We start from the raw sequence: 23268 nt of genomic DNA, 5'->3' as shown, positions 1-23268 counted from the left end.
ACACACTCCCGCCCCTCTATTACAAGGGGTAAGCATTTCTTTCGGGTACGCAAAGAGTGGCGATTTTTTGGTTGGTGGGGGGCTGACAATTAGGTGATAAGCAGGTATAGTGGCTCCGCCTTTACAAGCGGGGTCCGTAAAACCATCTGGCGAGGCGGGCGGGTACCGAGAGCGTGAGCCGCGGGGTAGTATGCCGGCCGTTGATACCCATTAATGCTTAGAAGTAAGTCACTGAGGCCAACTATTCGAATCATTTGATTTTTTTTAAACTTCATGTTTGTTTACTCCTATGATTTATGAAAAAATCTATTTTTCCATCGCTAATACTAATCTAATAATTATAGCATTTTTCACAAAATACTCATTCTGAGTTCAAGTGGTTCCTTACTCCTTAAGATGTGCAGCGCCACAGCAGTTTGTTATACTATATACTTTTACGTTTTCTTGAGGTAATAATGATGCAAACGATTGTTCCTATCACTATAAATGGGATAGCTAAGTTACGCTCGGAGTTAGAATTTTTAAAAACTGTCGAACGCCCTAACATCATTGCAGCTATTGCAGAAGCACGCGCCCACGGTGATTTGAAAGAAAATGCCGAATATCATGCTGCGAGGGAACGTCAATCGTTTGTAGAGGGACGTATTTTAGAAATCGAGACGAAGCTGGCTAATTGCCAAATAATCGATATTTCGCATATCCCTAATGAGGGGAAAGTGATTTTCGGAGCTACAGTTACTTTATTAAATTTAAAAACTCAAACCGAAGTCACCTATCAGATTGTAGGTGTAGATGAATCTAATTTGAAAGAAAATAAAATTTCGATATCCTCGCCTTTGGCGAGAGCTTTGATTGGAAAATACATTGAGGATGTTGTGGAAGTCGAAACGCCGGAAGGGATAACTGAATATGAGATTGTTGACGTCGAATATCTTTAAGACAAAGAATGTCTTAATTGTTGTTGCTATAAGCAAATAGACAAAATTTATATAAATAATAGCTTCAATATAACCAACAATAATAAGAACTCCGTCTCTTTCTACGAGGCCCAGACTAAATGGGATGATTAGTATCCCGAATATGAAGTTACTAAAAGAAATTAGTAGGAGTAACAGAAAAGCGAAACAAAAAATAACGATTCCGTTAATTATTTCCATTACTCCTGAGGTCATGAATGTTAAACGAGGATGAAGTAAGCGTTCTAATTTTTTAATATAAGGTAATATTTTGAAGATAAATTTAGAAGTTTTTTCATGCGAAATTGTCCGATTGGCGATAAATTTTGGTAACTATAATGTTTTCTAGCGAAAATCAATTGGAATGCAAAAATAGCGATGAGGAAACTAAAAATAAAAGAAACCCCTGGTATCGCCGAAAAAGGAAGGGCGCTAGGAATTGTAAAAAATAACAAGGCAAGTCCAAAAGCGCGATTTCCCAGTTTCTGTGAGATGACTTGATATGTAAGTTCGCCGTTGGATTTTATATCTTGAGTAATTTCCTTGATGACTTCCGATAGAGCGTCTATGCTGAGTTTTAATATCAACCGTGGTGGTGACAATATCTCCTTTCCACGGACAGGCCGTCAAGGTAAGTATCCAAATACGACAGTTGGTTATGATTTCCATTTAATGTTACATCCTTGACTGGGTTTTTGATTGGCGTCAATGGGTTGTTTACCCGAAAGTATATTGTCCAGTGCCTTGCTAAGGTCTTCCCCCGTTACAGGAATATCTCTGCCCGGGCTCGAACCATCGAAACGACCGCGGTAAATACAAACAAGATTGCGGTCAAATACATAGAAATCAGGAGTGCATTCTGCCTGATAAGCTTGAGCGATTTCTTGAGTTTCGTCATAGAGATAGGGAAAGGGATAATCAAACTCTTCAGCTACGGCTTTCATTTTTTCAGGAGAATCTTCTGGATAATTTTTGATGTCGTTAGAACTGATAGCCACAAATTGAATACCTTTGGCTTGATATTTTTTTGCTATTTCAACCAATTTTTTTTGGATGTGCTGAACAAAAGGGCAGTGATTACAGATAAACATAATGACTGTGGCAATGTTGGATTTCAGTTGAGCTAATGACTTTTTTTCACCACTTACAGCATCAGGCAGGTTAAAGCTTGGAGCTTTCGTTCCTAAGGGGATCATCTTTGATGAAGTTAAGGCCATTATTTTTTCTCCTTATTTTTTATTTCTTTTATTGCTTTATCCGCTAATTCAGAGATCGCTTTCCATTGCTGACCTTCAATGAGATTTTGGGGAGCTAACCATGAGCCGCCTATACATACAACATTTTTGAGTGAAAAATACTCCATCATATTATTTGGGTTAATACCGCCCATAGGGCAAAACCGCATAATGCGAAAAATAGTCATAAAATTTCGTACTGCTTTCGCGCCTCCATTTAAAGCAGCAGGAAAGAATTTTACGAAAGAAAAATTATGTTGAATAGCGAGCAATAGGTCGGATGGAGTAGCAACACCTGGCAGGTAGGAAATATCTTCTTTCTGACCAGCTCGAATTAATTCACTCGAAATACTGAGACTTACTGAAAAATCCGCATTTGCTTCTTTAATTTCCGATAATTGAGATAGTTTTACGATAGTTCCAGCGCCTACGATACATTTCGGTAAGTTCTTTTTTATTGCTTTAATTACAGTTAGGGCGATAGGCGTCCGCAGAGTAATTTCTATTATTTTTATACCGCCTTCGACTAAAGCGTGAACCAAGGGCACAGCATGTTCAACATCATTCAACACGATTACGGGAATGATAGGAAAAGGGGCGAGAATATTATTTATGCCATCAATCACTTAATATTCATTCCTGATTTTTATCAGATTGTAATACCCTATCCCTCATTGGCACAAGAGTAAAGCGTGCGTATACTCGTAATCCATATTTTTCTCTGAGAGAAATATAAATTGGTCATAGTGACTGGATCTACACTCCGGTATTGGAGCTGCTATCGCAAAGGAGTGTGTAGCAGAAGGTGCTAAAAGGTCATAATATATGGCCGAGATGAAGCGCGAGCTAAGGCCCTGGTAGAAGAAAATTAGGGGAAGATAAAACGGCCTATTTTTTATCGAAACTTTCAGATTCCGATATCAAAAGCACTACCGAACTTTCAGAGGCGACCATGGAGCATTTTGGTCGTATTGATAGTCTTATTTAATAATGCTGGTAAGTCGCCACGCAATGATATTTCGAGTGTCGCTCTGGGATGATTTCGATTGGATTGTCCTTTTAAATCTCAGAGCTCCTCTATTTTTGACACAAGCAAGTTGTTAAGGAATTTAAGAAGCAGAGGGCAGTGGCATAGTTGTGAACATTGGTTCTATTAATGCCTATTGAGGTCAGGCAGATTTGTTAGTCTATTCCCTTACGAAGGGCGGTTTAATGAGCATGACTTAGAACCTAGAAAATGCCCTAGGAAAAGAAGGTATTCGGATAAATCAGTTAAATGTAGGTTGGACGCTAACTGAGAACGAAAGCGAGATTAAAGAAGGTGAAGGCTTTCCCCACCCATTGGGAATCAAAATTCTTGTGCTACCCGTACGCACCGTTAGGATCTTTGCTCCGTCCTGCAGATATTGCGCGACATGCGGTATTCTGGGCTTCCGATGTATATCAGCCCCAGTAAATGGGGTGGTTTATGAATTAGAACAATACCTCGTGGTAGGACGTAATTTAATTAACGAAATTCCTTTAGAAATATTTAAATAAAAAACTATCCCTTTTTGCATGTGCGAGAGAGAAGGCTTTAGAAGAAGAGAAAAAATAAATGAAAATCACCCACGCAAAAGTTTTTGTATGTTCTCCGGGGCGTAATTTCGTCACCTTAAAAATCTATACCTTAAAAATCTATACGGATAAAGGTTTATGGATTGGGGGATAGGAGATTAAATGGTCGTGAACCTCGGAGATTAAATGGTCGTGAACTCATGGTGGCTTCTTATTTGGAAGATCACTTAATTCCTTAAAAAAATATTTTAATCACGTGCCTAAATTGTTTAAAAAATTGCGCGATACATATGGTGATGATCCTCATTTCCTCCATGAATTGTCATCATTGCTTGACGCCTATTGAAGCAGCACGTCTAGGAAAAGAATTGGAAGCCTTATCATTTATTTTGGCTTGAAGATACGGTTCCACAGCAGAATTGTAGGAAGGGTTTCCAATTATTCGTGAACATACTACAACGCCTTTAACCGTAGGCGAGGTGTTTAATGTTACTTATGATTGCACGACCTTAATTAGAGAGCAATTAATAGAGAGCAATTAATTGATTATAATTAGAATGTCCATAGTGCATGGCGCGGGGTTTACGCCAATGATGAAAGTCGCTTCCTTTGCGGATATTTATCATATACGTATGGGATGTCATGGACCAACCGATGTTTCGCCCATTACCATGACAGCTTCTTTGCATTTTAAAACAGCGATAATAACTTTGGCATTCAAGAATTTATGCGTCATACTCCTGAAACTGATGAAGTCTTCCCTCATAATTATTATTTTGAAGAAGGCTATCTCAATGTGAAAGATGAGCTAGGTTTAGGGGTAGATTTTGATGAGAAATTAGTGGCTAAATTTCCCTATGGGCGGGCTTATTTTCCGATCAATCGTAAATTGGATGGCACGATTATAATTAGTAGCAATTTGGCCTATGGGGGAGTCAGGAAAAGTTTTCTTACTCTCCATGTTTTTTCCCAATAGGGCTGGTAGGAAATTTTAAAATAGGATTTAAAAAAATGAAAAAATTAATAAAATATATAGGATTATATAGGATTAATTTTTTCTTTATGGATTTCTTTATCTTTAGATGCCTGTTTTTTGGAGTAGAAAAAGGCATGCTAAGTAATTCCGATAAGCCTATTTTAATTTCTCCAGCCTCCCCTGAGATAACTTTAAAACTAAAATTAAATCCTACAATAGGATATTCCTGGTTCCTGGTTTTAAATTATGATCATCAATTATTTTCACCTGTGGGCCATCGATATGTGCCTGCACAAGGAAAGCGGATAGGATGCTTCCGGATATGAACTTTGGCAATTTAAGGTAAATTCCGATCCTTTTTCAGTGCCACAAATAACTGAAATTACCCTTCAATATGCTCAGCCTTAGGAAATTCTGGTTAATGGACACAAACTTAAATTTCTGGTAGTTATCAACCTAGAAAAAAATCAGGGGCTTATACCTAATAGTTGGAAAAAATTTATAATGCGAAAGCTTCTTTTAATTTTTTCTCAACCAGTTGGTTTTTTAATTTCACGTAAACAGGAACTCCATTTTTATAGGGCGGATAGCTTTCCCCTTGAATAAGCGGCTCCAGATAGCGACGGCAAGGTTTGGTTATTCCGAAACCGTCATTAGCAATGAAATTCCGAGGCAATTTGTGTTCTACATTGGCGACTTGAGAGAGAGGAGCTGTTCCCACATGCCATTGATAATCAGGGCTTTCTTCACGCTGAATAGTAAGCATTACATCGGATTGTCCTACGAGGGCATATTCAACAGCAGATTGTCCGAGCACATAAGCTTGATCCAGGTCTGTTTGTGAAGCAATATGCCGAGCTGCACGTTGCAGATAATCAGCTACCGCCCAATGGTATTTAAATCCAAGGTGTCTTTTAATGAGGCGAGCTAAGATAGGCGCAACACCGCCTAATTGTTCATGACCAAAAGTATCCTGGGATCCCGCCGATTCTGTAATAAATCGACCATCTGGATAACGAATTCCTTCTGAAGCTACGATCACACAATAGCCATAATTATGGACCACTCCTTTGACTTTTGTGAGAAATGCTTCGGTTTGCAAAGGAATTTCAGGAAATAAAATTATATGAGGAGCGTCATTAGGGTATTGTTGGCTCAATGCAGCAGTAGCGGCGATCCAACCGGCATGTCGTCCCATAACTTCTAAAATAAAAACCTTGGTGGAAGTTGCTGCCATACCTCTCACATCTAAAGCAGCCTCTTTTGTGGAAACTGCCACATACTTAGCTACCGATCCAAAGCCGGGACAATTGTCCGTAAAAGGTAAATCGTTATCGATTGTTTTCGGTAAGCCAATGCAGATCAAGGGGTAATCCATGAGTTGACTCATTTGCGAAATTTTATAGGTAGTATCTTGCGAATCCCCGCCACCATTGTAAAACACGTAACCGATATCGTGAGCTTTAAAAACTTCAATTAGCCGTTCATATTGGCGTCGGTCTTTGTTGATGTCTGCGAGCTTGTAACGGCAGGAACCAAAAGCGCTTGAAGGTGTGTGGAGGAGAGCAGCAATATTTTCGGAGGATTCTAAGCTCGTATCAATGAGTTCTTCCTTAAGTGCGCCGATAATTCCGTTTCGTCCAGCCAGTACTTTATTAATTTGTAAAGGATATTTTTCGGCAGTTTGAATGACACCACAGGCTGTAGCGTTAATAACTGCTGTTGCGCCACCAGACTGGGCGTAAAAGATATTCTTTTTACTCATGGCGTTTTTTTGCTTCCTTTAGTTCTGTAGATTGAACAACGGGAAGTTTATGACATGGAATAGTTAAGTTGTCAAAGCGTAACTTAAGGCAGGTTCGATATCAGGATATTGAAAATCAAATCTGTGTTGCAGAAGCATGCGAGGCATCGCATGTTGTCCATTCAGAAGAAGCTTTTCACCCATTTGCCCAAAAAACAGTTTTACAGCAAAATCGCAGGTAGTGAGAAAAACCAGTCGGTGTAATACCTTCCCAATAGCGTCAGCAAACTCAGCCTGGGTAAAACATTCGGGAGCCAGTAACATTAACAGCCCTCCTAATTTCTGGTTGTTCTAAGAGAAAATCTACTGTGCGGCAAAGATCAACGATGCTGATCCAGGAAATAAGGTTGTCGACCCTGACTCAATTTGTCTCCTAAACCCAATTTAAAGGCAGGCGCAAATCGTGAAAGGGCGCCTCTCCCCTTTATTTGCCTAAACGCCGAAGCGTGTAAATGAAGAACTCTAACGCCTTCGTTTTTGGCAGATGAGGCATCTTTTTCCCATGCCCGTACTACTCGAGAAACAAAATCGCTCCCTTCGTGAATAGATTGTGACTCATCCAAGGCTGCGCGGGTAAGTTATGAGGCAGTGGTTTCTGCAATCCATGAATACCCACAGCAGCGCTGGCATTGAAAAAGGGGGAGGGGGTTGCTTTCCCTAGCCCCTTGAGAAGTAAGGCGAGAGTTTCTGTTGGCTTAATTCGACTTTCAATAATTTCTTTTTTGTGAGCTTTGCTCCAGCGCTTATCAGCAATGCCAGTTCCTGAAAGGTTAACAATAAGATCCACAGCTTCTAATACTTCAGCTCTCAAAGCAGGCCATTCTATAGCCTCCACTCGGTCCCCAAATTTTTTGCGGACCTTAGTCTCTGAACAACTAGTAACCTTAATTCGTTGACCTTACTTTAAATAGCGTTCTGTCATGAAACTGCCAATAAATCCGCTCCCTCCGGCAATAATGATGTTCATAAAAATTCTCCGTTTTTATCGAAGTTTCTCCTAACTCAGTTAAAACTATCGCCATTAATTATGTCTACTTTATATCTATAGGCTATGGCGGTCCATTTTGGTATCATTTTGTCTACTCAAGAGGTATTAATGGAACCTAAAAAAGCAAAAATGGTATCAGAATCTGCTATACATGATCAAACTTATAAAATTTTCCCTAATGACTTAAATGCTACGGATACGGTATTCGGCGGATTGGTAATGGCCATTTTAGATCGAACTGCATTGGTGGTCGCTGAGCGGCATAGTGGTTGTACGTGTGTAACGGCTTCAGTAGATGCTTTGCATTTTTTGGCTCCGGCCACACGAGGTGATGTTTTGTTAATTCGAGCCTCACTGAATCGTGCTTGGTGTACTTCTATGGAAGTTGGGGTCAAAGTGTTAGCCGAAAACTCAAGAACAAGAGAGGTCCGTCATATTTTATCAGCCTATTTTACTTTTGTGGCGGTAGACGAAAATCGCAGTCCCATCGAAGTTCCTGGTGTAATACCTGAGACAGATATTGAAAAGCGTCGTTATGAAGAAGCGGATTATCGTCGACAACATCGGCGTGCAGAAGCCGATGAACGGCGAAAACGGAGGGGGTATACGAATAGTTAGTAAGGGAAACTAATTAATGGGCTCAGCAACCGATTTCAAATACGCGGTGGTTGGTTTGCAGGTCCAGCATGGTTAGCAGCATTAGGAGAGCTTTTAGACTTAGGGGTTTCAGCTCATCACTATTGTCTGGTAGGATTCTCATTTTCAAGTGGGCGAGTGGGCGATTTTGGCCGATATTGGGGGGGTGATCTCTAATATGGCGGTTAAATTATTTTTGGAATTTTTTAAATGGCTACAAATCATTTAACTACGTCAAGTAGTTCAAATCCTTTTCCGATCGACTCATTAAATGAAAATGAAAATAATTTTTGTTATCTGAAAGAGGTCAGGTCGCTGAACCTTTACAATGGATTAATGATTATTTAACGATTATTTAAAAAGTCGAGTTTATGCTGAGTGCACATTTGTACATGAAATATCAATAAAAGATTGGTTATGGGGCCCACTCCCAAAACATTGCCTCAATATGAAAATCATTACGAAAATGTGACCCCAATTAATATTTATTGATGTCCTTAACCCCAAAAAATTAGCGGCAATTTATGAATCTGGCGATACAATTGCTGTTTTGGGGTCCTCTCATTCTTCCATGATTATTATTCGTGAATTAGTAAAAATAGCTGTAGAAAGATAGCCGTAGAAAGAATTATTAATTTTTATTTACTTCCTATTCGTTTTTCCGTTTGACTGAATGATTGGATTTTGTATGACAACACCGGATTAAAAGTAGAGACTGCTCAATGTGTTCGAGAGAACCTCATTCGCAATAATTTACTGCTTTTAGAGCGCGATATAGCTCATCCGAAGAGAATATTGGCTATTTATTTACCTCAGTGCACGAAAGCTATTTATGCCATTGGATTTTCTCAGCGAGCGTTCCTTCGTTTGGCAAGTTACTTTTCAAGATTACGACGTTCATTCCGGAATTATTGTGTGGAAGGATATTAGAATGATAATACGTACTGTGGCAAAAATATGGCCTTTAAAAAAACACCTCCCACTTTGTAAACGCTCAGTAGGAGGGGTTAATCAAAGATTTATCTTTAAAGATTATCTTTGTACTCGTGTATTTTGGCAACTTGGATTGGCAGAAGGTCGTTGTTATACTCGTCCAGCTTGTTGTTGAGATTGACTTTGTCTTTCTATGGGAATATCTCCTATTTTTTAATTAATGATACTATAGCAGAAAAAATGTAACTTGGCCTGTAAAAGAATTTTTAATTAATTTTCAATAAGATAGTATATATTCCTCCTTCCTGAGATCGAATAAGGAGCAAAGTTCCATTCCAGTCGGGGAGACGGTGGATTTTTTTGGATTTTCCAGGTGGATGAATCTGTAGTTTTCTCCATTGATAGCCAGATAGGGCTGGAATAAGTTGATTGATTCCTCCACCATTCAACCACGTAATCTCATGAGGTCGATGCAGAGTGATTAAATGCTTAGGTGCTAGATGATAATTAATTGAACCTATCCAGAGAGGTAAGGTAGCATCTTCAAACCGCACGCCCGATTCCCATAATCTAAGTTCGACAATAGTAGTTGCATGGGGAAGGTGTTTAATCATAAATAAAACTGGCGGTTTGCTTCGATGAAGCCAAGGAAATAATGGTAAATGGTGCTCAGGTTTATAACTTGCGAATCGTCCTAATACAGTTTGGACATCGGTTTTACTATGAATAATTTTCCACCCATGCTGCTCTAATGTTTGTTCGATAGTACTTAATCCGTCCACCCACTGAATGTTAAAAGGTTGAGTGGGATGTCCGAATCGGTTAAGCCGGAAAATAGGAATATATCGTGAAGGATCTTGCCACCAATCCTCAATAGTTGTTTCTTGGATAGCTAATATGGGTGAGTGCATAAGAGTGTGGTATTTTACTTTGCTAAAGCCAGCCCAAGGAAAGGTAATAGCAAGAATTAAAAAAATTAACCATTTTAAATTACCAAAGGCTTTGGGAGGATAGCGTTGATATGAAATGATAACACTCAACAAAATTGAAAATCCGAGAAAAAGACTAGCTAAAGCGTCTTCTAGCCAGTGCGCGCCTAAATATAAACGAGAATAGCCTATTAAAATAATTAAAATGGTTGCAATGGTGTAAGGAATCCAGTGCCATTTTTTAGGTATCTGCTGAGAAGTTAAGAAGGCAATAAAACCCAGGGCAGGAAGGCTAAGACTTATGTGGCCACTGGGAAAAGAAGAGGAGTGATCAAAAACTAAAAAGCTGGCGGGCCTGGGAGAATAAATTAATTTTTTTAAAACAAAAGTAAGACAACCTGCTGTTAGGGTAAGGGCTGTTAAATGTAAGGCAGGGCGCCAAAGTTTTTTAATAAGAAGGGCGGCTATGAAGAGTAAAACGATGCTAATTATTACCTTAGGATCGCCTAGAATTGTTATGATTGTAAAAAATTTATCAGCGTTGGGCAATCGTAAACTTTCTAAGAAATAAAACAAAGGTTCATTAAAGTTAGTTGCGGGCCCTAGTATGGCGACAACAATAACTAATACGAAAAAACAACAAAGACTTAGAAATGCTAACAGTAGCATAGTTAATTGATGATGATCGGTAGGAATTCTATGGTTAGTAATAAGTCGTAATAAAAAGCGTGAAGAATGGTGAAGATATAACCATTGCCACAAACGGTCGATGGCGTCATTAACCATGGAAATTAAGTAACTGAAAGAACGCTGGATAGCCCCAAAAACCAACCAAACCAAAACGATAATAGCTAATCCCGTTAATATAAACGTAGTGGTTACATGCCGGGGCAATTGCAAGGAGACTGTGCCGATAAGCACTCCAGGTAATAAATAAGCGATTGCCCAAAGTATTGCTGAAGGAATGGCTGCAAGAAAAAAACGTGGCCAGCTCATTTTCAAAAGGCCTGCAATTAATGGAACGGAACTTCTTACCGGACCCACAAAACGGCCAATTAAAATACTTTTCCCACCGTGTTTTCTGAAAAAGGCTTCTCCCACCGTTAACCATTGAGGATATCGTTTGAAAGGCCAGATCAGACGAAGGCGTTCATTATAATGTTTTCCTACAAAAAAACCGACAGTATCCCCTGCTAACGCACCAATCGACGCCCAAAATAAAGTGGCATCTAACGAAATCATCCCTTGACCTACTAGAATACCAATAATCGACATGGTGATAGAACCGGGTATAATAGTTCCAACTAAAGGTAAGGATTCAGCGAGCGACACGAGAAAAGCAAATAATATCCCTATATAGGCGTGAGCCTGTAGGTAATGATTAATTTGCGTCAGGTAATGCTCAATCATCCGATTATTTTTATATTGCCATTTAAGAAATGAGAAAATTTATAAAATTATATCCCCTTTCGCCTGTAAATCGGCATGGTACGAAGAGCGAACTAAGGGGCCACTGGCGACATTCATAAATCCTAAACTTTTTGCAAGTTCGCCTAATTCACGAAATTCTTGAGGAGTAACATAGCGATCGACACACATGTGATAACGGGTAGGCTGTAAATATTGGCCGAGTGTTAACATGTCCACATTGTGTTTGCGTAAATCTTGCATCACTACTTTCACTTCTTCACGCGTTTCCCCAAGCCCCAACATCATGCCTGATTTAGTAGGAATTTCAGGAAAGCGCTTTTTAAATTGCTGTAATAAGGTTAAGGACCATTGATAGTCCGCGCCAGGTCGAGCTTGCTTATATAATCGAGAAGCTGTTTCAATATTGTGATTAAAAACATCCGGCAGTCCTTGTGCAAGAATGTCCAAAGCTTTTTCCATTCGTCCACGAAAATCAGGAACTAAAATTTCAATTTTAATCGTTGGGTTTTTTTCGCGTACGGCCTTAATACATTGGACGTAATGCAAAGCCCCTCCATCTCGTAGATCATCACGGTCCACTGATGTGATAACCACATATTTTAAAGCTATGAGATTTACAGTGTTAGCCAAATTGATGGGTTCTTCAGGATCGAGAGGATCGGGACGCCCATGGCCCACATCACAAAAACTACAACGACGGGTACATTTGTCACCCATAATCATGAAGGTTGTGGTACCGTGACCAAAGCATTCATTTAAATTTGGACAAGAAGCTTCTTCACAGACTGTCACCAGCCGATTTTTTCGAAGTAATTTTTTCAGTTGAGCGACTTTGTTGTCGGTAGATAAACGAATGCGAATCCAATCAGGTTTGTGCAGCGGCGTATCGGTAGCCTCGATTTTAATGGGAATGCGTGACAATTTTTCTTTTCCGAGAGTTTTCTGAGTTGGGTCATACTTAGACATCGGTGAAAGACTCCAGCGTGGTTTCTGTTTTGATGAGAAGCTGATTATATCCGAAATTCTTTAGGAGAGGTCGAATGATTGCTTGGCGAACCGTAGGCAAATTAATATTGCTCACATAATCACGTACTTGTGTCATCATTAATCCTTTGAATCCACAAGGATTAATATAAGTAAAAGGGGTTAAATCCATTGCTACATTAAATGCTAATCCATGGTAGCTCGATCCTTTGCGCATGCGAAGACCGATGGACCCTATTTTTGCTTCTCCGACATAGACGCCAGGTGCTTCTTCCTTTCCTTGGGCGTTGATTCCTAATTGTTTTAAATAGTCAATAACGCTGTTTTCGATAGCGCGTACAAAGGATCGAGTCTTAAGGTTGAGACGATTAAGATCAAGCAACAGATACACCATGAGCTGCCCTGGTCCATGGTAAGTAACTTGTCCACCTCTGTCGCATTGGATAAGTGGAATCTCATGAGTATTAAGTACATGTTCTGGCTTGCCCGCTAATCCTTGCGTAAAAACAGGCAGATGTTCTAACATCCAAATTTCATCTGTGGTGGTAGGTTTTCGTTGAGAAGTAAACATCCGCATGGCTTGCCAAACGGGTTGATAAGGCATTACTTGATTGAACTGGCGAATGATAACATCCATGATGACAGTATTTTACTCAGGAATAAGGTGCAAAGGCCAGATCATAAAGAGGGGAATCGATCCCAAAAAGAAAGATGAGCTAAGCGAACGAAGACTTCTTTTCTCACTTGAAATATCTAGGTAAAAATACCCAGTTAATATTTTTTGTGGATCAGTGAAAAAATAAGTAATTAAAACAATATCACCCAAATCAGAACCGTAGTGTAAGGTGGTGCTTTTTGATTCTAACCCCAGAGAAAAAGCCACCAAATCCAAATAATCTGTAAGACAACATGAAAAAGAGAAAACCAGCGAAGGAAAAGTGAATGGGCTAGATTAAACATGTAATTGGTAATTTGAAACAAACGACGACGGGTAATTAATTTAAAAAAAATCAATATCCTACGATAATTCCGGTATAAGAATGCTAATGATAGCCGTACTAATGAACAGAGAGGAATTTAACCACAAGGCCAAGAGCATAATAAAAAAAGTAATATCTGACAGCAAAAAAAATTTTGAAGTCTATAATTTCCAATAAACGGGTAAAATAACAATGAAAAGTGTAAGGAGAATTTTGGTAAGCAAAAAAGCAATTATCCATTTCGCTTTTCCCCCTTAATTTTTAGTAGACAATGGATCTTTAAAATTTTATAGTTGGATTCTAAATTAATGAAAGGATTATCCTACTAAAATCGACAATTTAAATAAAATTTTCTCTATTGGTAAATTTCTTATCATTTTTTCGTTGTTATCTTTTCTATTTACAAGCTCTTCCGTCTACGCCAGTTGGTTTGGTGCACTCAACACAGGCATTGGCCTTTCTATTGCTGGAAAACACAAAATGTTTTACTTGATACCCCCAACTTTAGTGAACCGCTATGAAGCGGATTGTGACACGGATGTGGCAGGTTTATTTAGGGCGATGGTAGGTTATCAATGGGGTTAGTGTATCAATTTTGTTTTGGATTAGCCCTGCAAAGGGCTTATTTTGTAAATATCGCCCCTGATTTCGATGCACTTCATTATTCTTACAAAGCGAAAAGCTACTTATTGCTAGTATAAAGTTGATTTAAATGGGTACGGAATGGTGTGCAACCCTATTTTTCTGCGGGTTTGGGCATGGCCTGGAATCATCTACAGGATTATAAAGAAGTACCTTTGCTAGGGAAGTACGCCTGCTCCAATGCGATCCTTTTTCCAACCTAATACTCAAAGTGCATTTTCCTATGCATTGGGAGTCGGTATCTCTTACCCCATTCGACGACATTTAGCAGTGGAGTTTGGTTACGAGTAGGTATCGATATGGCGTGCGAAGTTTAAACCTAGTGACATTCAAAATACAAACCAAGCTCTGCAATCGGGTGTGTTAAGTTCATTTTCTGACAATGAGTTTACTGTTTTGTGAGAAGAGGGACTATAAAAAAAATCAGGACGTTATTTTTTCTTTTAGTGAGCTTAATAATTATCCCTTTGTTGGGAGTTTGCAAGCCTGTTTTTAACATGTTTCTAAACAGGAGCATCAGCCACTGTGCCTAAAAATAATAGTCCTGTAACTCTCTTTACGGTGACTAGTATATAGCCCCCGGGGGCTTCCATCCCCAATGTTAGTTATGAAGCCAATTATCTTCCCTTATTTTAATAACAACTTCATTGGACTCTGGGACACGACTACGTGTAACCAAAATCAAACTTTACCAAATGGTGGAGCTTGTACGCTGGGAGTAAAAATATAGGTAGGAAGTAAAGAAGGCATTGATATTCTAAGTCTGGGTTTTTGGCTTTAATGGGTTACTTTGTTTTTCACTGGCGGCAGCATTTAATGTAAAAATCGCTCCCGTCGGTTCTTCGCCACCACCTCCGCCTGGTCCCACTATTGTTTTTGAAGGAACTAATGGTGGTCTCTATTGGCCGAGAAAGTACAAATCAAGTCGAGACGTTTACTAACAAAACAACGGCGGATGGATTAGGCAGTAATATGGTTTTTGGCGTATACACCCAGGGAAAACGGCCAACACTTATATGCGGCTACTTGCCGCCCCCAATCCTGATAAACCTGGCGGAGGTCTTTCCATTAGCACGAATGGAGGACAGACCTTTGTTAATCGAACCCCCAACTGTAGGTGGTTTAGGTAATAACAGCACAAGAGGACTTGCTGTCACCCCCGATGGACAAGGTATTTATGTGGGGACTTTGAAGGACTTTCAATTAGTACGAACGGTGGCCAAACTTTTGTAAATGGTAACTACTCCAATGGGTTAGGAAGCAATGTTGTTGCTGGCTTAGCCATCATCCTGATGGCCAGTGAGTCTATGCAGCGACTACGCCTCTTGAGGGAGAGGCACTGATGGTCTTTCCATCACAGCACAGATGGGAGGACAAACTTTCACAAATCGAACCATAGCAAACGCTAACTTGCCTACTAATATGTCAAGTTTGTATTTGTCAGTGAAGACGGCCAGCGGGTATATGTGGGTACCTCGGAAGGATTGGCTATTAGTTCCAACGGCGGACAGTCTTTTACAACCAGAACCACGGCGAATGGTTTAGGAAGCAACTTAGTTGGGTATGATCATGGTCAGCAAAGACAGACAGAAGCTGTATGTTGGAACGACGGATGGATTTTCGATTAGTACCGACGGAGGTAATACCTTCGAGATAAAAACTACTGCTGACAGATTAGGTTCAAATATTGTACCAGGGGTTTTGTAGTGGAAGGGGCAATTTCCTTTCTCTGACAGAATTCTTACAGAACCATAAGAACAAGTGGCGAACTACTTAACTCTTGGTATCAAGCATCTAGCGTTGCTTTGTTTCCAGCGTGAACTGTGATGCTAAAGGCTAAAAAATGGGCATCATGGCTTAATCGTTTCATCCTTCATGATGCTTTGCTAAAAATCCCTTTAAAGAATAAAGCTATATGATCCCACATTCGAGATAATAAACCCGCCGTAGAATATTTTTGCAGCGCAATTAAAGGTGCTGTAGCCATTAATTTTCCATTGAGTGAGATATTAATGACGCCGTAGGATTGACCTTCATTTAACGGTGCTCGTAAATGCGGTTCTGAAAATTGTATAGTGGCTTTTAAATTTTTGTTATCTCCTATAGGAAAGGTAACATATAAAGGATTTGCTAAACCAAAAGAGGCGTATTTTTCCTTACCGAACCAAATCCGTTTCTGAGTAATGGGAATATGGACGTTAAATAGCCGTTGAGTTTGATAAAAACGAAATCCGTAATTTAGCAATGCTTCGGAATCGTCCGCACGGTCGCTATCAGTAGGTGCTCCCAACACCACGGAAATTAAGCGCATTCCTTCCCGTTGGGTGGATGCAATTAAACAATAACCAGCCTCTTCGGTATGTCCCGTTTTTAAACCGTCTACGGAATTATCACGCCAGAGCAAGCGGTTGCGATTGGGTTGTTTAATATTATTGTAGGTTAACCATTTCTGAGAAAAGAAATGATAATATTCAGGAAAGTCTTTAATAATAGCACGGGTTAAAAGAGCTATATCATAAGCGGTGGAGTAATGATCGGGATTGGGTAATCCTTGGGAATCCACATAATGTGAACTTTTCATTCCGAGACGCTGTGCCGTTTGATTCATCATTTGGGCAAAGGTCTGTTCTGTGCCAGCAATATACTGGGCTACGGTCACACACGCATCATTACCGGAAGCAACAATTATTCCTTGGATCAGAGAATCGACAGGTACACTTGAGCCCTCTTTTAAGAACATGCGAGAACCGTCTGTTCTCCATGCACTAACACTGACGCTCGCTTTATCGTCTAAGTGTATTTGCCCACTCTTAAGCGCTTGGAAAGCTAAATAAAGCGTCATTAATTTGGTTAAGCTTGCAGGCTGAAGGCGCTGATTCATATTTTTTTCGGCGATAATGGCACCGGAATTGGCGTCCATCAACACATACCCTTTTACATTTAAATTCGGGGGCGGAGGGACTAAAGAGGGAGGTGTTTCGGGTACTTGATTCGTAGCAGTTTTTGCTAAAGTTAGATTTTTTTGAGCTGTGCTGTTTGGGTCGCCTGCCCAAGCAGTGACTATCCCAAAAGAAAGAGACAAGCTGACTACATGAAAAAAAATTACTCTTGCGCGGGAAGATAAAAACTTCATGTTCAATTTCCTGAAGTAAGTTTTATTAGAATTTTGATGAATCCTATCGGTATCTATCTATTGTTATAAAAAAAGGTCGTAAAACCCATTTTTAAGTGAACGTGCTTTACCTTAAAACTTATAAGTTAAACCGACTATGGTGGTGTTTAAGTTAGGTAAATAATTAGGATTGCTAATGGAGCCTTTTCCAAAAATACGAGAATAGGAAACATCAACAGCCAAATTGGAAGTGAGGTTGTAACCAATACCCGCACCAACTTTCGGTCGAACAAAACCTTTAGAGCTTGCTTTCAAGAAGGTTATTGGATTGTTGCCAAAGTTTGCTGTTAAAGCACTATTTTTTGCGTGAACGTAAGCAGAACCACCTTCTAAAAAAGCGTAAAAATTATTGAAGAGGATAGTTGCTTTGCCCATTAAGTCAAAAGCATACAAGGAAGTTTTGGCAGCTCCCGTACCGGTTTTCCCTTGAGGTAAAGGAAGATTACCTTTGAAGGTCAAAGATCGGTAAGCTGGATGGTACACGTTAAAACCGGTTTCAATACCAAAATATTGGTTGATGCTATAACCGGCAGCAATACGACCCGTAAATCCAAGACTTTTTTTGTTATTGGTGCTTAACGTAGGTTGTACATCCAGTGGAGCTACAATGCCGGCTGGAAAACGAATAACTTTGTTAGCTTTGGAGTCAGCCCATCCGTAACCTCCTTCGCCGCGAACGTAAAAACCAGTACCATTGGAACCCGATGAATCCATCGAATCAGCTAAAGCATCGGTGCAAAGACCAAAAGTGGCAACAGCTGTCGAGCCGATTACAAATTTTTTCAACATAATGATTATTCCTCTTTTTTTACTCTCGTAACGTGATTATTCGTCCAGAACCAGTGCTGGATTAAATGAAGATCCATCAGGTGAAACACTAAGAGAAAGGAAATGATTAACATTTCCTTAGTGAGGTCCATTAAGAGTCTAATCTTATTAAACAAGCTATTGACGTGTCAATATACGTTGGAATTTTTCACTTCTGTAAAAAAGGACGTCCAAAAATTTTTAATAAAAATTAATAGCTTATAATATTTGTAAGAAGCAAATCCCACTTCCTCGCGATCGATTTTAGAAAGAATGCGTATGTAAACTTCTTCGAAAATTTCTCCTTTGAGAGCGCGCATATCATGTAATCGACTACGCTCCTCATAATTTAATATTTTGACTAATAGTATTTTCGCTAATAGTGCTTCCGCTTCATGACCCACTTCATGCCTCTCGCATTCAGTTTCATAAGTTACTTTAAATTGGAGTAACCGATTAGCGTAATAACTATTTACTAATTTTTTCGCATTTTCAGAGCAAATGTGTTTCCTTGCTTCCAAATGATCGATATGTTCAATCGCTTCCCTAGTTAATTTTTGATGAATTTTTGTACTTTCTTTGATGAGAGCCACATCGCTTTTTTCTGCTTTAATAATCTAACAAGATAAGGTAAAGATAAACCTTGTACTAACAACGTAAACAACGTAAATAAAATAGTAATTATAGTTAAAAAAAATAATCAAATTGCGATTAGGAAACGGTACGGCTTCAGGTAACATGATGGGCAATGCAATGGCTAATGCTAATGATACGAGTCCGCGCATACCCGACCAAGAAGAAATAACGACTTCCGTCCATGAAAAAATAATGGTTATTTTTATATTTTTTTAAACGAGAAAATAAATTAACTAGAAGTACGTACGGTTGGTCATCACCCAAAAAAAATCCCAAGAAAGTTAGAGTAAATATAGTAATTGCTGAAAAAATATTAACTGGTTGGGAAGAAGATAATTAACTTTACCTAAATAATTAGGAAATTACATTCTAATAATAATGAATAATCAAACCATTGAGAAAAAAATCATTGTATCCTATACGGATTTTTCTGACAAGCGTGTTCGAGCTTTAATAGTTCGGTCTGTTCGCTTGTGAAAAAGTCCGGCAGTGACTGTGGCCAAAACTCCCGAAACGCCAATTCGTTCTGCAAATAAGAAAGAAACGTAAGCTAAGATGATACTTATAAATAATGGGCAATTCATTTTCGGATTCTGTTAATTTTTTTTTACAATTAATTTTGTGAAATAAGAAAACAAAAGTCCAAAAAGAATGCCCCAGACCAACCACTAGCATATTTTCGCCAGCTTGTAATAAATCAATTGAATTTATAAACACGAATAAAAGAGCTACTTTATAGAGTACAATACTTACCACGTCGTTGAATAAGCTCTCTACCTCTAGACTGCATATAATATATTTTTGTATTTTCATCTGATTGAGAATCGAAGTGGAGACAATCACATCGGTAGGCAAAATAATGACTCCCAAGACCAAACCGACATTGAGTGGCATACTGGGAAGCATCTAAATTATAAAGTCAATCCGATTACAATTGTGGAAGCAATGACTAAGAGTATTAAAAGAGAGGTAATTTCGCTTTTATTATTTTGTAACTTCCCAAGAAATCAACCTGGCCGCGGCGAATAAAATAGGTAGTAAAAATAAAGGCAATACAATAGGGCTAGGAGAGTGCCAATTAGGAATTCTCGGAATGAAGCCAACTAACAAACCAGTGATAACTAATACCAGTGGGTAGGGAATATTAATTCGTTCCGCAATGGCTGTACCAATAACGACGAGAAAGAGAATGAAAGGTATTATCTCAAATGCAGTCACCTAATATACCTCAGGTTTTCTCCAAAGTTCGAGTCAATTTTAACGTGATTTAAGATCCGGTGGAACTTACTTAGCTAATAATCATATAATTACCGATTTCTTTTTACAGTAGAGGATTTAATCATGGCTATTGAACGAACTTTTTCAATTATTAAGCCGGATGCGGTTGCAAAGAATGTTATTGGTGAAATTTATATGCGTTTTGAGGAGGCCAACCTTAAAATTATTGCAGCGAAAATGCAACATTTGAGTGAGGAACAGGTAAAAGCGTTCTACGCCGTTCATAAAGAACGTCCCTTTTACAAGGATTTAGTCAAATTCATGACCCAGGGCCCTGTCATGATCCAAGTGCTTGAAGGCGAAAATGCGATTGCTAAGAACCGCGAGCTCATGGGAGCCACTAATCCTAAAGAAGCGGTGCCTGGAACGATCCGAGCTGACTTTGCAGATTCTATTGATGCTAATGCTGTGCATGGTTCCGACGGCCCAAAGACAGCGAAAGAAGAAATTTCCTTTTTCTTCAAGCCGGAGGAAATTTTTTCGAGTAGTTAAATGCTTAATTTTATCTCAACCTATCAAGATCGTATTAATCATCAACTGGAAAATTTATTACCGGATCGTGCGCAATCGCCTGAACGTCTGCATCAGGCGATGCATTATGCTGTTATGTCAGGAGGGAAGCGTTTACGTCCCTTATTGGTTTATGCAACGGGTCTTTCTTTTGGAGCTAAGCCAAAGCGAATGGATAACGCAGCTTGTGCTATTGAACTTATTCATTCTTATTCATTGGTTCATGACGATTTGCCGGCAATGGACAACGATGATTACCGGCGAGGCAAGCCCACTTGTCATAGAGCTTTTGATGAGGCAACGGCTATATTAGTAGGCGATGCTTTGCAGTCGTTGGCCTTTGAAATATTAGCTCGAGAAGACAGTGCTCGTTTAGTAGCCACTTTAGCACGTGCTTCAGGTTCTTTAGGTATGGCTGGCGGCCAACAACTCGATTTAGGTAGTAAAGGTAATGAGTTTGTTTATCAATTAAAAACAGGCGCCTTATTTCGTGCAGCTGTTGAACTAGGTGCGCTTTGCGCCAACTGCATGAATGAAATCGTACTTGAACAATTGCGTGAACTGGGTACAACTATTGGATTAATTTTTCAATGGCAAGATGATTTGGATGATCAAATTGAAATGGGTACAAAAACGCAAAATTTTATCGGCGAACGTATTGATTTATTATTTAACAAAACAGAGCAATTAGTAGGAACTTTAAGTGGCAATACAACTTTTATTAATTTGATAATTAATTCTTTATCTCAAAACCATCAACAAAGAGGCGCTTAAGCGGCACGAGCGGATAATACTTGGCGAAGCTCTTTCTCAGTCAGTTCTTGGGTGCATGTGGACTTTTTCCAAAAGGACCAGTTTCTTTGTGTTTTAATTTTTTCATTTTTTGTTAATTCTTCCAACAAAACCGCTATGTTACGTCTTTTCCCTCACATTAGAATTTGTTGTTGCTCGTGAACAATTGCCAATTTTTCTGATATTTTACCTTTTTAAAACTAGTTTCATGCTTCTTTTTTCTGTAATGAAATGGCCTTCGATTAACGCAAACCGCCGAGTATACTATCCGGTAATGTTAAGAGTTTTTTACGTTCTCGTTGATGAGTAGCTGCTTGCCACAAAGCGAGTTCCAACGGTGTGTGAGGACAGTGAGGGTGGAAATAATCTTTAACCGCTTTGTCTTCAATTTCAGGGTGATCTTTTTTAAAGATCAATAACCGGTCCAGGATTGGGCTACACTCCGTTGAGAATTTCATTACAAGTGAGTTTTACGTCAAGGTAATTGTATTGCCAAATTTGTTTATGTAGCCGTCTAAAATCTCGCAAGAGTTGCTTCGAATATTGCGTTGTTGTTGGTTGTGCTTTGGAAATTTTAATTTCGTTAACTAGATCAGACCATCTTGTGGAAGGGAAACACCATGCTGTGTCAGTAAGTTTGGCTTACAAATCATTTAATATAATTTAATTGCCTGATTTTCTCCTTTTCGAATTCGATGCATAGCCATATGTACGTTATCTAATTTCGCTTTTAAAGTTTGATATCCTTTTCTGTTCAGTTTGCGGGATTTTTCAAATTCATAGTAAAGGGTATGCAGGAGTCCTGTAAATGCTTTTCTATTTCTGCCTCTTGAGGCAGTACTTTGTTTAGATCTTCCAATTTTTATCTTGCTGTAAGAGTGGCAACTTCGAATCATGTTTGCGCTGCTTTATTTTCCCGTAATAGTAAAGATTTAATTTTATCCGTATCATATCTGACTTCTTCACCTTCGTCGGCTTCTTTACGTTCATCGTCATAAGAGGCTTCCGATTCAATTTCACAATAATTTTTTGAAAAAAGCATTAATTCATAAATCATTTTGAGATGGGCTGCTTCATCGCCCGCTATTTTACTTACAATGAGATGAAAAACCATATTTTTTCTCTGTCTATTACTTCTAAGGGTGTTGGGTCTTCATTGTTTTTTGAGGTTAATAGTTCTTTTAATTTTCGGCTTTTTTTTGAAAACGAAAAAATTTTGGAAAGATTCTATTTGTCCATTAATTACTGATAAATGAAAGGGATTATTACCCGTGTCTGGATCAATAAATTTACGAGAAATTTATTTGGCTTTGGATGGTCGAGAGGGGATTTATTTTGCCTATTTTTAATATCCAGTCGAGGACCATTCATAAAAAACAAATAAATTGCTTACTGGTTTCCTGCTTCAAGCGCATAATGCAACGGTGTGTTTCCCTGACTAAGCCGATCGAGGTGCCAGTCGGTTGTATTTACATCCACTTGATAAGAAGTGAGACACTTTCTTCCTCAGTAATTGAAAAGGTAGTTTTCTTTAGGTAACTTTTTCCCTTCTTCTGAAGGGATGGCTTCTGGCGGAGAAGATGGTGACTCCGTGGATGTTGATAAAATCTCTGAACTGTCACCCTCTGTGTTATTTGGTAATTGATTAACTTCGTTGCCATTACCATCAGTGTCTGGTGGTGTAGAGAGCATATCGTTGGGAGAAGGCTGTATTCTTACTTAACACGCCGCTTACAAATTTTACTCAATTTAGTGTTTGATTTCTTAATCGAATAGCAGCCTGAGCAAGAAGAAGCCCGTCGATTGGGTTGAGAATACTTTATTCCCTATCTAACTCTCTTTGGCGAGTTTCGCAAAATACTTGAATTTGTTGAATAAAGTTACCTTTGTTGATTATAATATTGTCACAATCTCTGTTAAAGTTGTCAAGAAACTTTCTCCCATAAAAACTGTGTATATCATTCAGTTCAATTTTGGGTAAATTGGGTTGGAAAGAAGGATGTAATCCAAATCCGTTCCGAA

General features: G+C 39.0%; 18 protein-coding genes and 4 pseudogenes. 7 read left to right on the top strand and 15 right to left on the bottom strand.

Annotated features, from left to right (window positions below):
- Positions 1-458 precede the first annotated feature (458 nt).
- A complete protein-coding gene (greA, locus tag CleRt_RS06045) occupies positions 459-938 on the top strand; it encodes a transcription elongation factor GreA (RefSeq protein ID WP_082160454.1) in 480 nt (159 codons plus the stop codon).
- A gap of 99 nt (positions 939-1037) precedes the next feature.
- Here greA and CleRt_RS13465 read toward each other — a convergent pair.
- The 4 genes and pseudogenes from CleRt_RS13465 to eda all read right to left on the bottom strand — a co-directional run.
- Positions 1038-1235, bottom strand: a pseudogene (locus tag CleRt_RS13465) (exopolysaccharide biosynthesis protein); the annotation flags it as partial.
- Positions 1202-1558, bottom strand: a complete 357-nt coding sequence (locus CleRt_RS13460; RefSeq protein WP_306686670.1) for an exopolysaccharide biosynthesis protein — start codon at positions 1556-1558, stop codon at positions 1202-1204. The pseudogene CleRt_RS13465 and the gene CleRt_RS13460, both read right to left, overlap by 34 nt.
- A gap of 54 nt (positions 1559-1612) precedes the next feature.
- Positions 1613-2173, bottom strand: a complete 561-nt coding sequence (locus tag CleRt_RS06035; protein ID WP_048875453.1) for a thioredoxin family protein — start codon at positions 2171-2173, stop codon at positions 1613-1615.
- Positions 2173-2817 (bottom strand): bifunctional 4-hydroxy-2-oxoglutarate aldolase/2-dehydro-3-deoxy-phosphogluconate aldolase, encoded by a 645-nt coding sequence (gene eda, locus CleRt_RS06030; protein WP_048875452.1) that lies wholly within the window; start codon positions 2815-2817, stop codon positions 2173-2175. Before eda ends, CleRt_RS06035 begins: the two co-directional genes overlap by 1 nt.
- A 1163-nt stretch (positions 2818-3980) precedes the next feature.
- Here eda and CleRt_RS06025 point away from each other — a divergent pair.
- Positions 3981-4652: pseudogene (locus tag CleRt_RS06025) on the top strand (enolase C-terminal domain-like protein); the annotation flags it as partial.
- A 571-nt stretch (positions 4653-5223) separates the two neighbouring features.
- Here the strand turns inward: CleRt_RS06025 and CleRt_RS06015 are convergent.
- The 3 genes from CleRt_RS06015 to CleRt_RS06005 all read right to left on the bottom strand — a co-directional run bounded on the left by CleRt_RS06015 (position 5224) and on the right by CleRt_RS06005 (position 7363).
- The gene (locus tag CleRt_RS06015) at positions 5224-6489 is read right to left on the bottom strand and encodes a 6-phosphofructokinase (protein WP_048875451.1); all 1266 of its coding nucleotides are present in this window, start codon (positions 6487-6489) and stop codon (positions 5224-5226) included.
- A 63-nt stretch (positions 6490-6552) separates the two neighbouring features.
- A complete protein-coding gene (locus tag CleRt_RS06010; RefSeq protein ID WP_048875450.1) occupies positions 6553-6792 on the bottom strand; it encodes a DUF1731 domain-containing protein in 240 nt (79 codons plus the stop codon).
- Positions 6793-7039: 247 nt separating this feature from the next.
- Positions 7040-7363, bottom strand: coding sequence for a hypothetical protein (locus CleRt_RS06005; RefSeq protein ID WP_048875449.1), 324 nt, complete (start codon positions 7361-7363; stop codon positions 7040-7042).
- Positions 7364-7624: 261 nt separating this feature from the next.
- Between CleRt_RS06005 and CleRt_RS06000 the strand changes: the two genes are divergently transcribed.
- Both CleRt_RS06000 and CleRt_RS05995 read left to right on the top strand, forming a co-directional pair.
- Positions 7625-8134 carry an acyl-CoA thioesterase gene (locus CleRt_RS06000; RefSeq protein WP_048875448.1) on the top strand — a complete coding sequence of 170 codons (510 nt, stop codon included), beginning with the start codon at positions 7625-7627 and terminating at the stop codon, positions 8132-8134.
- An 850-nt stretch (positions 8135-8984) separates the two neighbouring features.
- Positions 8985-9260, top strand: coding sequence for a hypothetical protein (locus CleRt_RS05995; RefSeq protein WP_048875447.1), 276 nt, complete (start codon positions 8985-8987; stop codon positions 9258-9260).
- A gap of 91 nt (positions 9261-9351) precedes the next feature.
- Here the strand turns inward: CleRt_RS05995 and CleRt_RS05990 are convergent, their stop codons facing one another.
- The 3 genes from CleRt_RS05990 to lipB are packed head-to-tail and all read right to left on the bottom strand — an operon-like array spanning position 9352 to position 13066.
- Positions 9352-11424 carry a bifunctional DedA family/phosphatase PAP2 family protein gene (locus CleRt_RS05990; protein WP_048875446.1) on the bottom strand — a complete coding sequence of 691 codons (2073 nt, stop codon included), beginning with the start codon at positions 11422-11424 and terminating at the stop codon, positions 9352-9354.
- 39 nt (positions 11425-11463) lie between these two features.
- On the bottom strand, positions 11464-12411 hold the full coding sequence (lipA, locus tag CleRt_RS05985) for a lipoyl synthase (RefSeq protein WP_048875445.1): 948 nt from the start codon (positions 12409-12411) through the stop codon (positions 11464-11466).
- Positions 12404-13066 (bottom strand): lipoyl(octanoyl) transferase LipB, encoded by a 663-nt coding sequence (gene lipB / locus CleRt_RS05980; protein WP_048875444.1) that lies wholly within the window; start codon positions 13064-13066, stop codon positions 12404-12406. Before lipB ends, lipA begins: the two co-directional genes overlap by 8 nt.
- A 1873-nt stretch (positions 13067-14939) precedes the next feature.
- Here lipB and CleRt_RS05970 point away from each other — a divergent pair.
- The gene (locus CleRt_RS05970; protein WP_048875442.1) at positions 14940-15284 is read left to right on the top strand and encodes a hypothetical protein; all 345 of its coding nucleotides are present in this window, start codon (positions 14940-14942) and stop codon (positions 15282-15284) included.
- A gap of 640 nt (positions 15285-15924) precedes the next feature.
- Here the strand turns inward: CleRt_RS05970 and CleRt_RS05965 are convergent.
- The 3 genes and pseudogenes from CleRt_RS05965 to CleRt_RS14215 all read right to left on the bottom strand — a co-directional run.
- Positions 15925-17079: pseudogene (locus CleRt_RS05965) on the bottom strand (D-alanyl-D-alanine carboxypeptidase family protein); the annotation flags it as partial.
- A 216-nt stretch (positions 17080-17295) separates the two neighbouring features.
- A complete protein-coding gene (locus CleRt_RS05960) occupies positions 17296-18012 on the bottom strand; it encodes an outer membrane protein (RefSeq protein ID WP_048875440.1) in 717 nt (238 codons plus the stop codon).
- A 245-nt stretch (positions 18013-18257) separates the two neighbouring features.
- Positions 18258-19884, bottom strand: a pseudogene (locus CleRt_RS14215) (cation:proton antiporter); the annotation flags it as partial.
- 123 nt (positions 19885-20007) lie between these two features.
- On the opposite strand from CleRt_RS14215, the gene ndk reads away from it, so the two are divergent.
- Entirely contained in the window at positions 20008-20436 is a 429-nt protein-coding gene (ndk, locus tag CleRt_RS05950; protein WP_048875439.1) for a nucleoside-diphosphate kinase, read from the top strand.
- The gene (locus tag CleRt_RS05945) at positions 20437-21228 is read left to right on the top strand and encodes a polyprenyl synthetase family protein (RefSeq protein WP_048875438.1); all 792 of its coding nucleotides are present in this window, start codon (positions 20437-20439) and stop codon (positions 21226-21228) included.
- Between the two features lie 260 nt (positions 21229-21488).
- On the opposite strand, the gene CleRt_RS10250 is transcribed toward CleRt_RS05945, so the two are convergent.
- The gene (locus tag CleRt_RS10250; RefSeq protein ID WP_157870873.1) at positions 21489-21662 is read right to left on the bottom strand and encodes a hypothetical protein; all 174 of its coding nucleotides are present in this window, start codon (positions 21660-21662) and stop codon (positions 21489-21491) included.
- A 476-nt stretch (positions 21663-22138) separates the two neighbouring features.
- Positions 22139-22360, bottom strand: coding sequence for a hypothetical protein (locus CleRt_RS05935; protein WP_048875436.1), 222 nt, complete (start codon positions 22358-22360; stop codon positions 22139-22141).
- Positions 22361-23268: the final 908 nt, after the last annotated feature.

It is taken from the genome of Candidatus Coxiella mudrowiae, assembly GCA_001077715.1.
Taxonomy (GTDB): domain Bacteria; phylum Pseudomonadota; class Gammaproteobacteria; order Coxiellales; family Coxiellaceae; genus Coxiella; species Coxiella mudrowiae.
This window is presented reverse-complemented; position numbering and strand designations above follow the sequence as displayed.

Coding starts and splice junctions, on each gene's coding strand:
- greA (WP_082160454.1), top strand. CDS start 459: ATGCAAACGATTGTTCCTATCACTATAAATGGGATAGCTAAGTTACGC.
- CleRt_RS06035 (WP_048875453.1), bottom strand. CDS start 2,173: ATGGCCTTAACTTCATCAAAGATGATCCCCTTAGGAACGAAAGCTCCA.
- CleRt_RS06015 (WP_048875451.1), bottom strand. CDS start 6,489: ATGAGTAAAAAGAATATCTTTTACGCCCAGTCTGGTGGCGCAACAGCA.
- CleRt_RS06010 (WP_048875450.1), bottom strand. CDS start 6,792: ATGTTACTGGCTCCCGAATGTTTTACCCAGGCTGAGTTTGCTGACGCT.
- CleRt_RS06000 (WP_048875448.1), top strand. CDS start 7,625: ATGGAACCTAAAAAAGCAAAAATGGTATCAGAATCTGCTATACATGAT.
- CleRt_RS05995 (WP_048875447.1), top strand. CDS start 8,985: ATGCCATTGGATTTTCTCAGCGAGCGTTCCTTCGTTTGGCAAGTTACT.
- CleRt_RS05990 (WP_048875446.1), bottom strand. CDS start 11,424: ATGATTGAGCATTACCTGACGCAAATTAATCATTACCTACAGGCTCAC.
- lipA (WP_048875445.1), bottom strand. CDS start 12,411: ATGTCTAAGTATGACCCAACTCAGAAAACTCTCGGAAAAGAAAAATTG.
- lipB (WP_048875444.1), bottom strand. CDS start 13,066: ATGGATGTTATCATTCGCCAGTTCAATCAAGTAATGCCTTATCAACCC.
- CleRt_RS05970 (WP_048875442.1), top strand. CDS start 14,940: ATGGTGGTCTCTATTGGCCGAGAAAGTACAAATCAAGTCGAGACGTTT.
- CleRt_RS05960 (WP_048875440.1), bottom strand. CDS start 18,012: ATGTTGAAAAAATTTGTAATCGGCTCGACAGCTGTTGCCACTTTTGGT.
- ndk (WP_048875439.1), top strand. CDS start 20,008: ATGGCTATTGAACGAACTTTTTCAATTATTAAGCCGGATGCGGTTGCA.
- CleRt_RS05945 (WP_048875438.1), top strand. CDS start 20,437: ATGCTTAATTTTATCTCAACCTATCAAGATCGTATTAATCATCAACTG.
- CleRt_RS05935 (WP_048875436.1), bottom strand. CDS start 22,360: ATGGTTTTTCATCTCATTGTAAGTAAAATAGCGGGCGATGAAGCAGCC.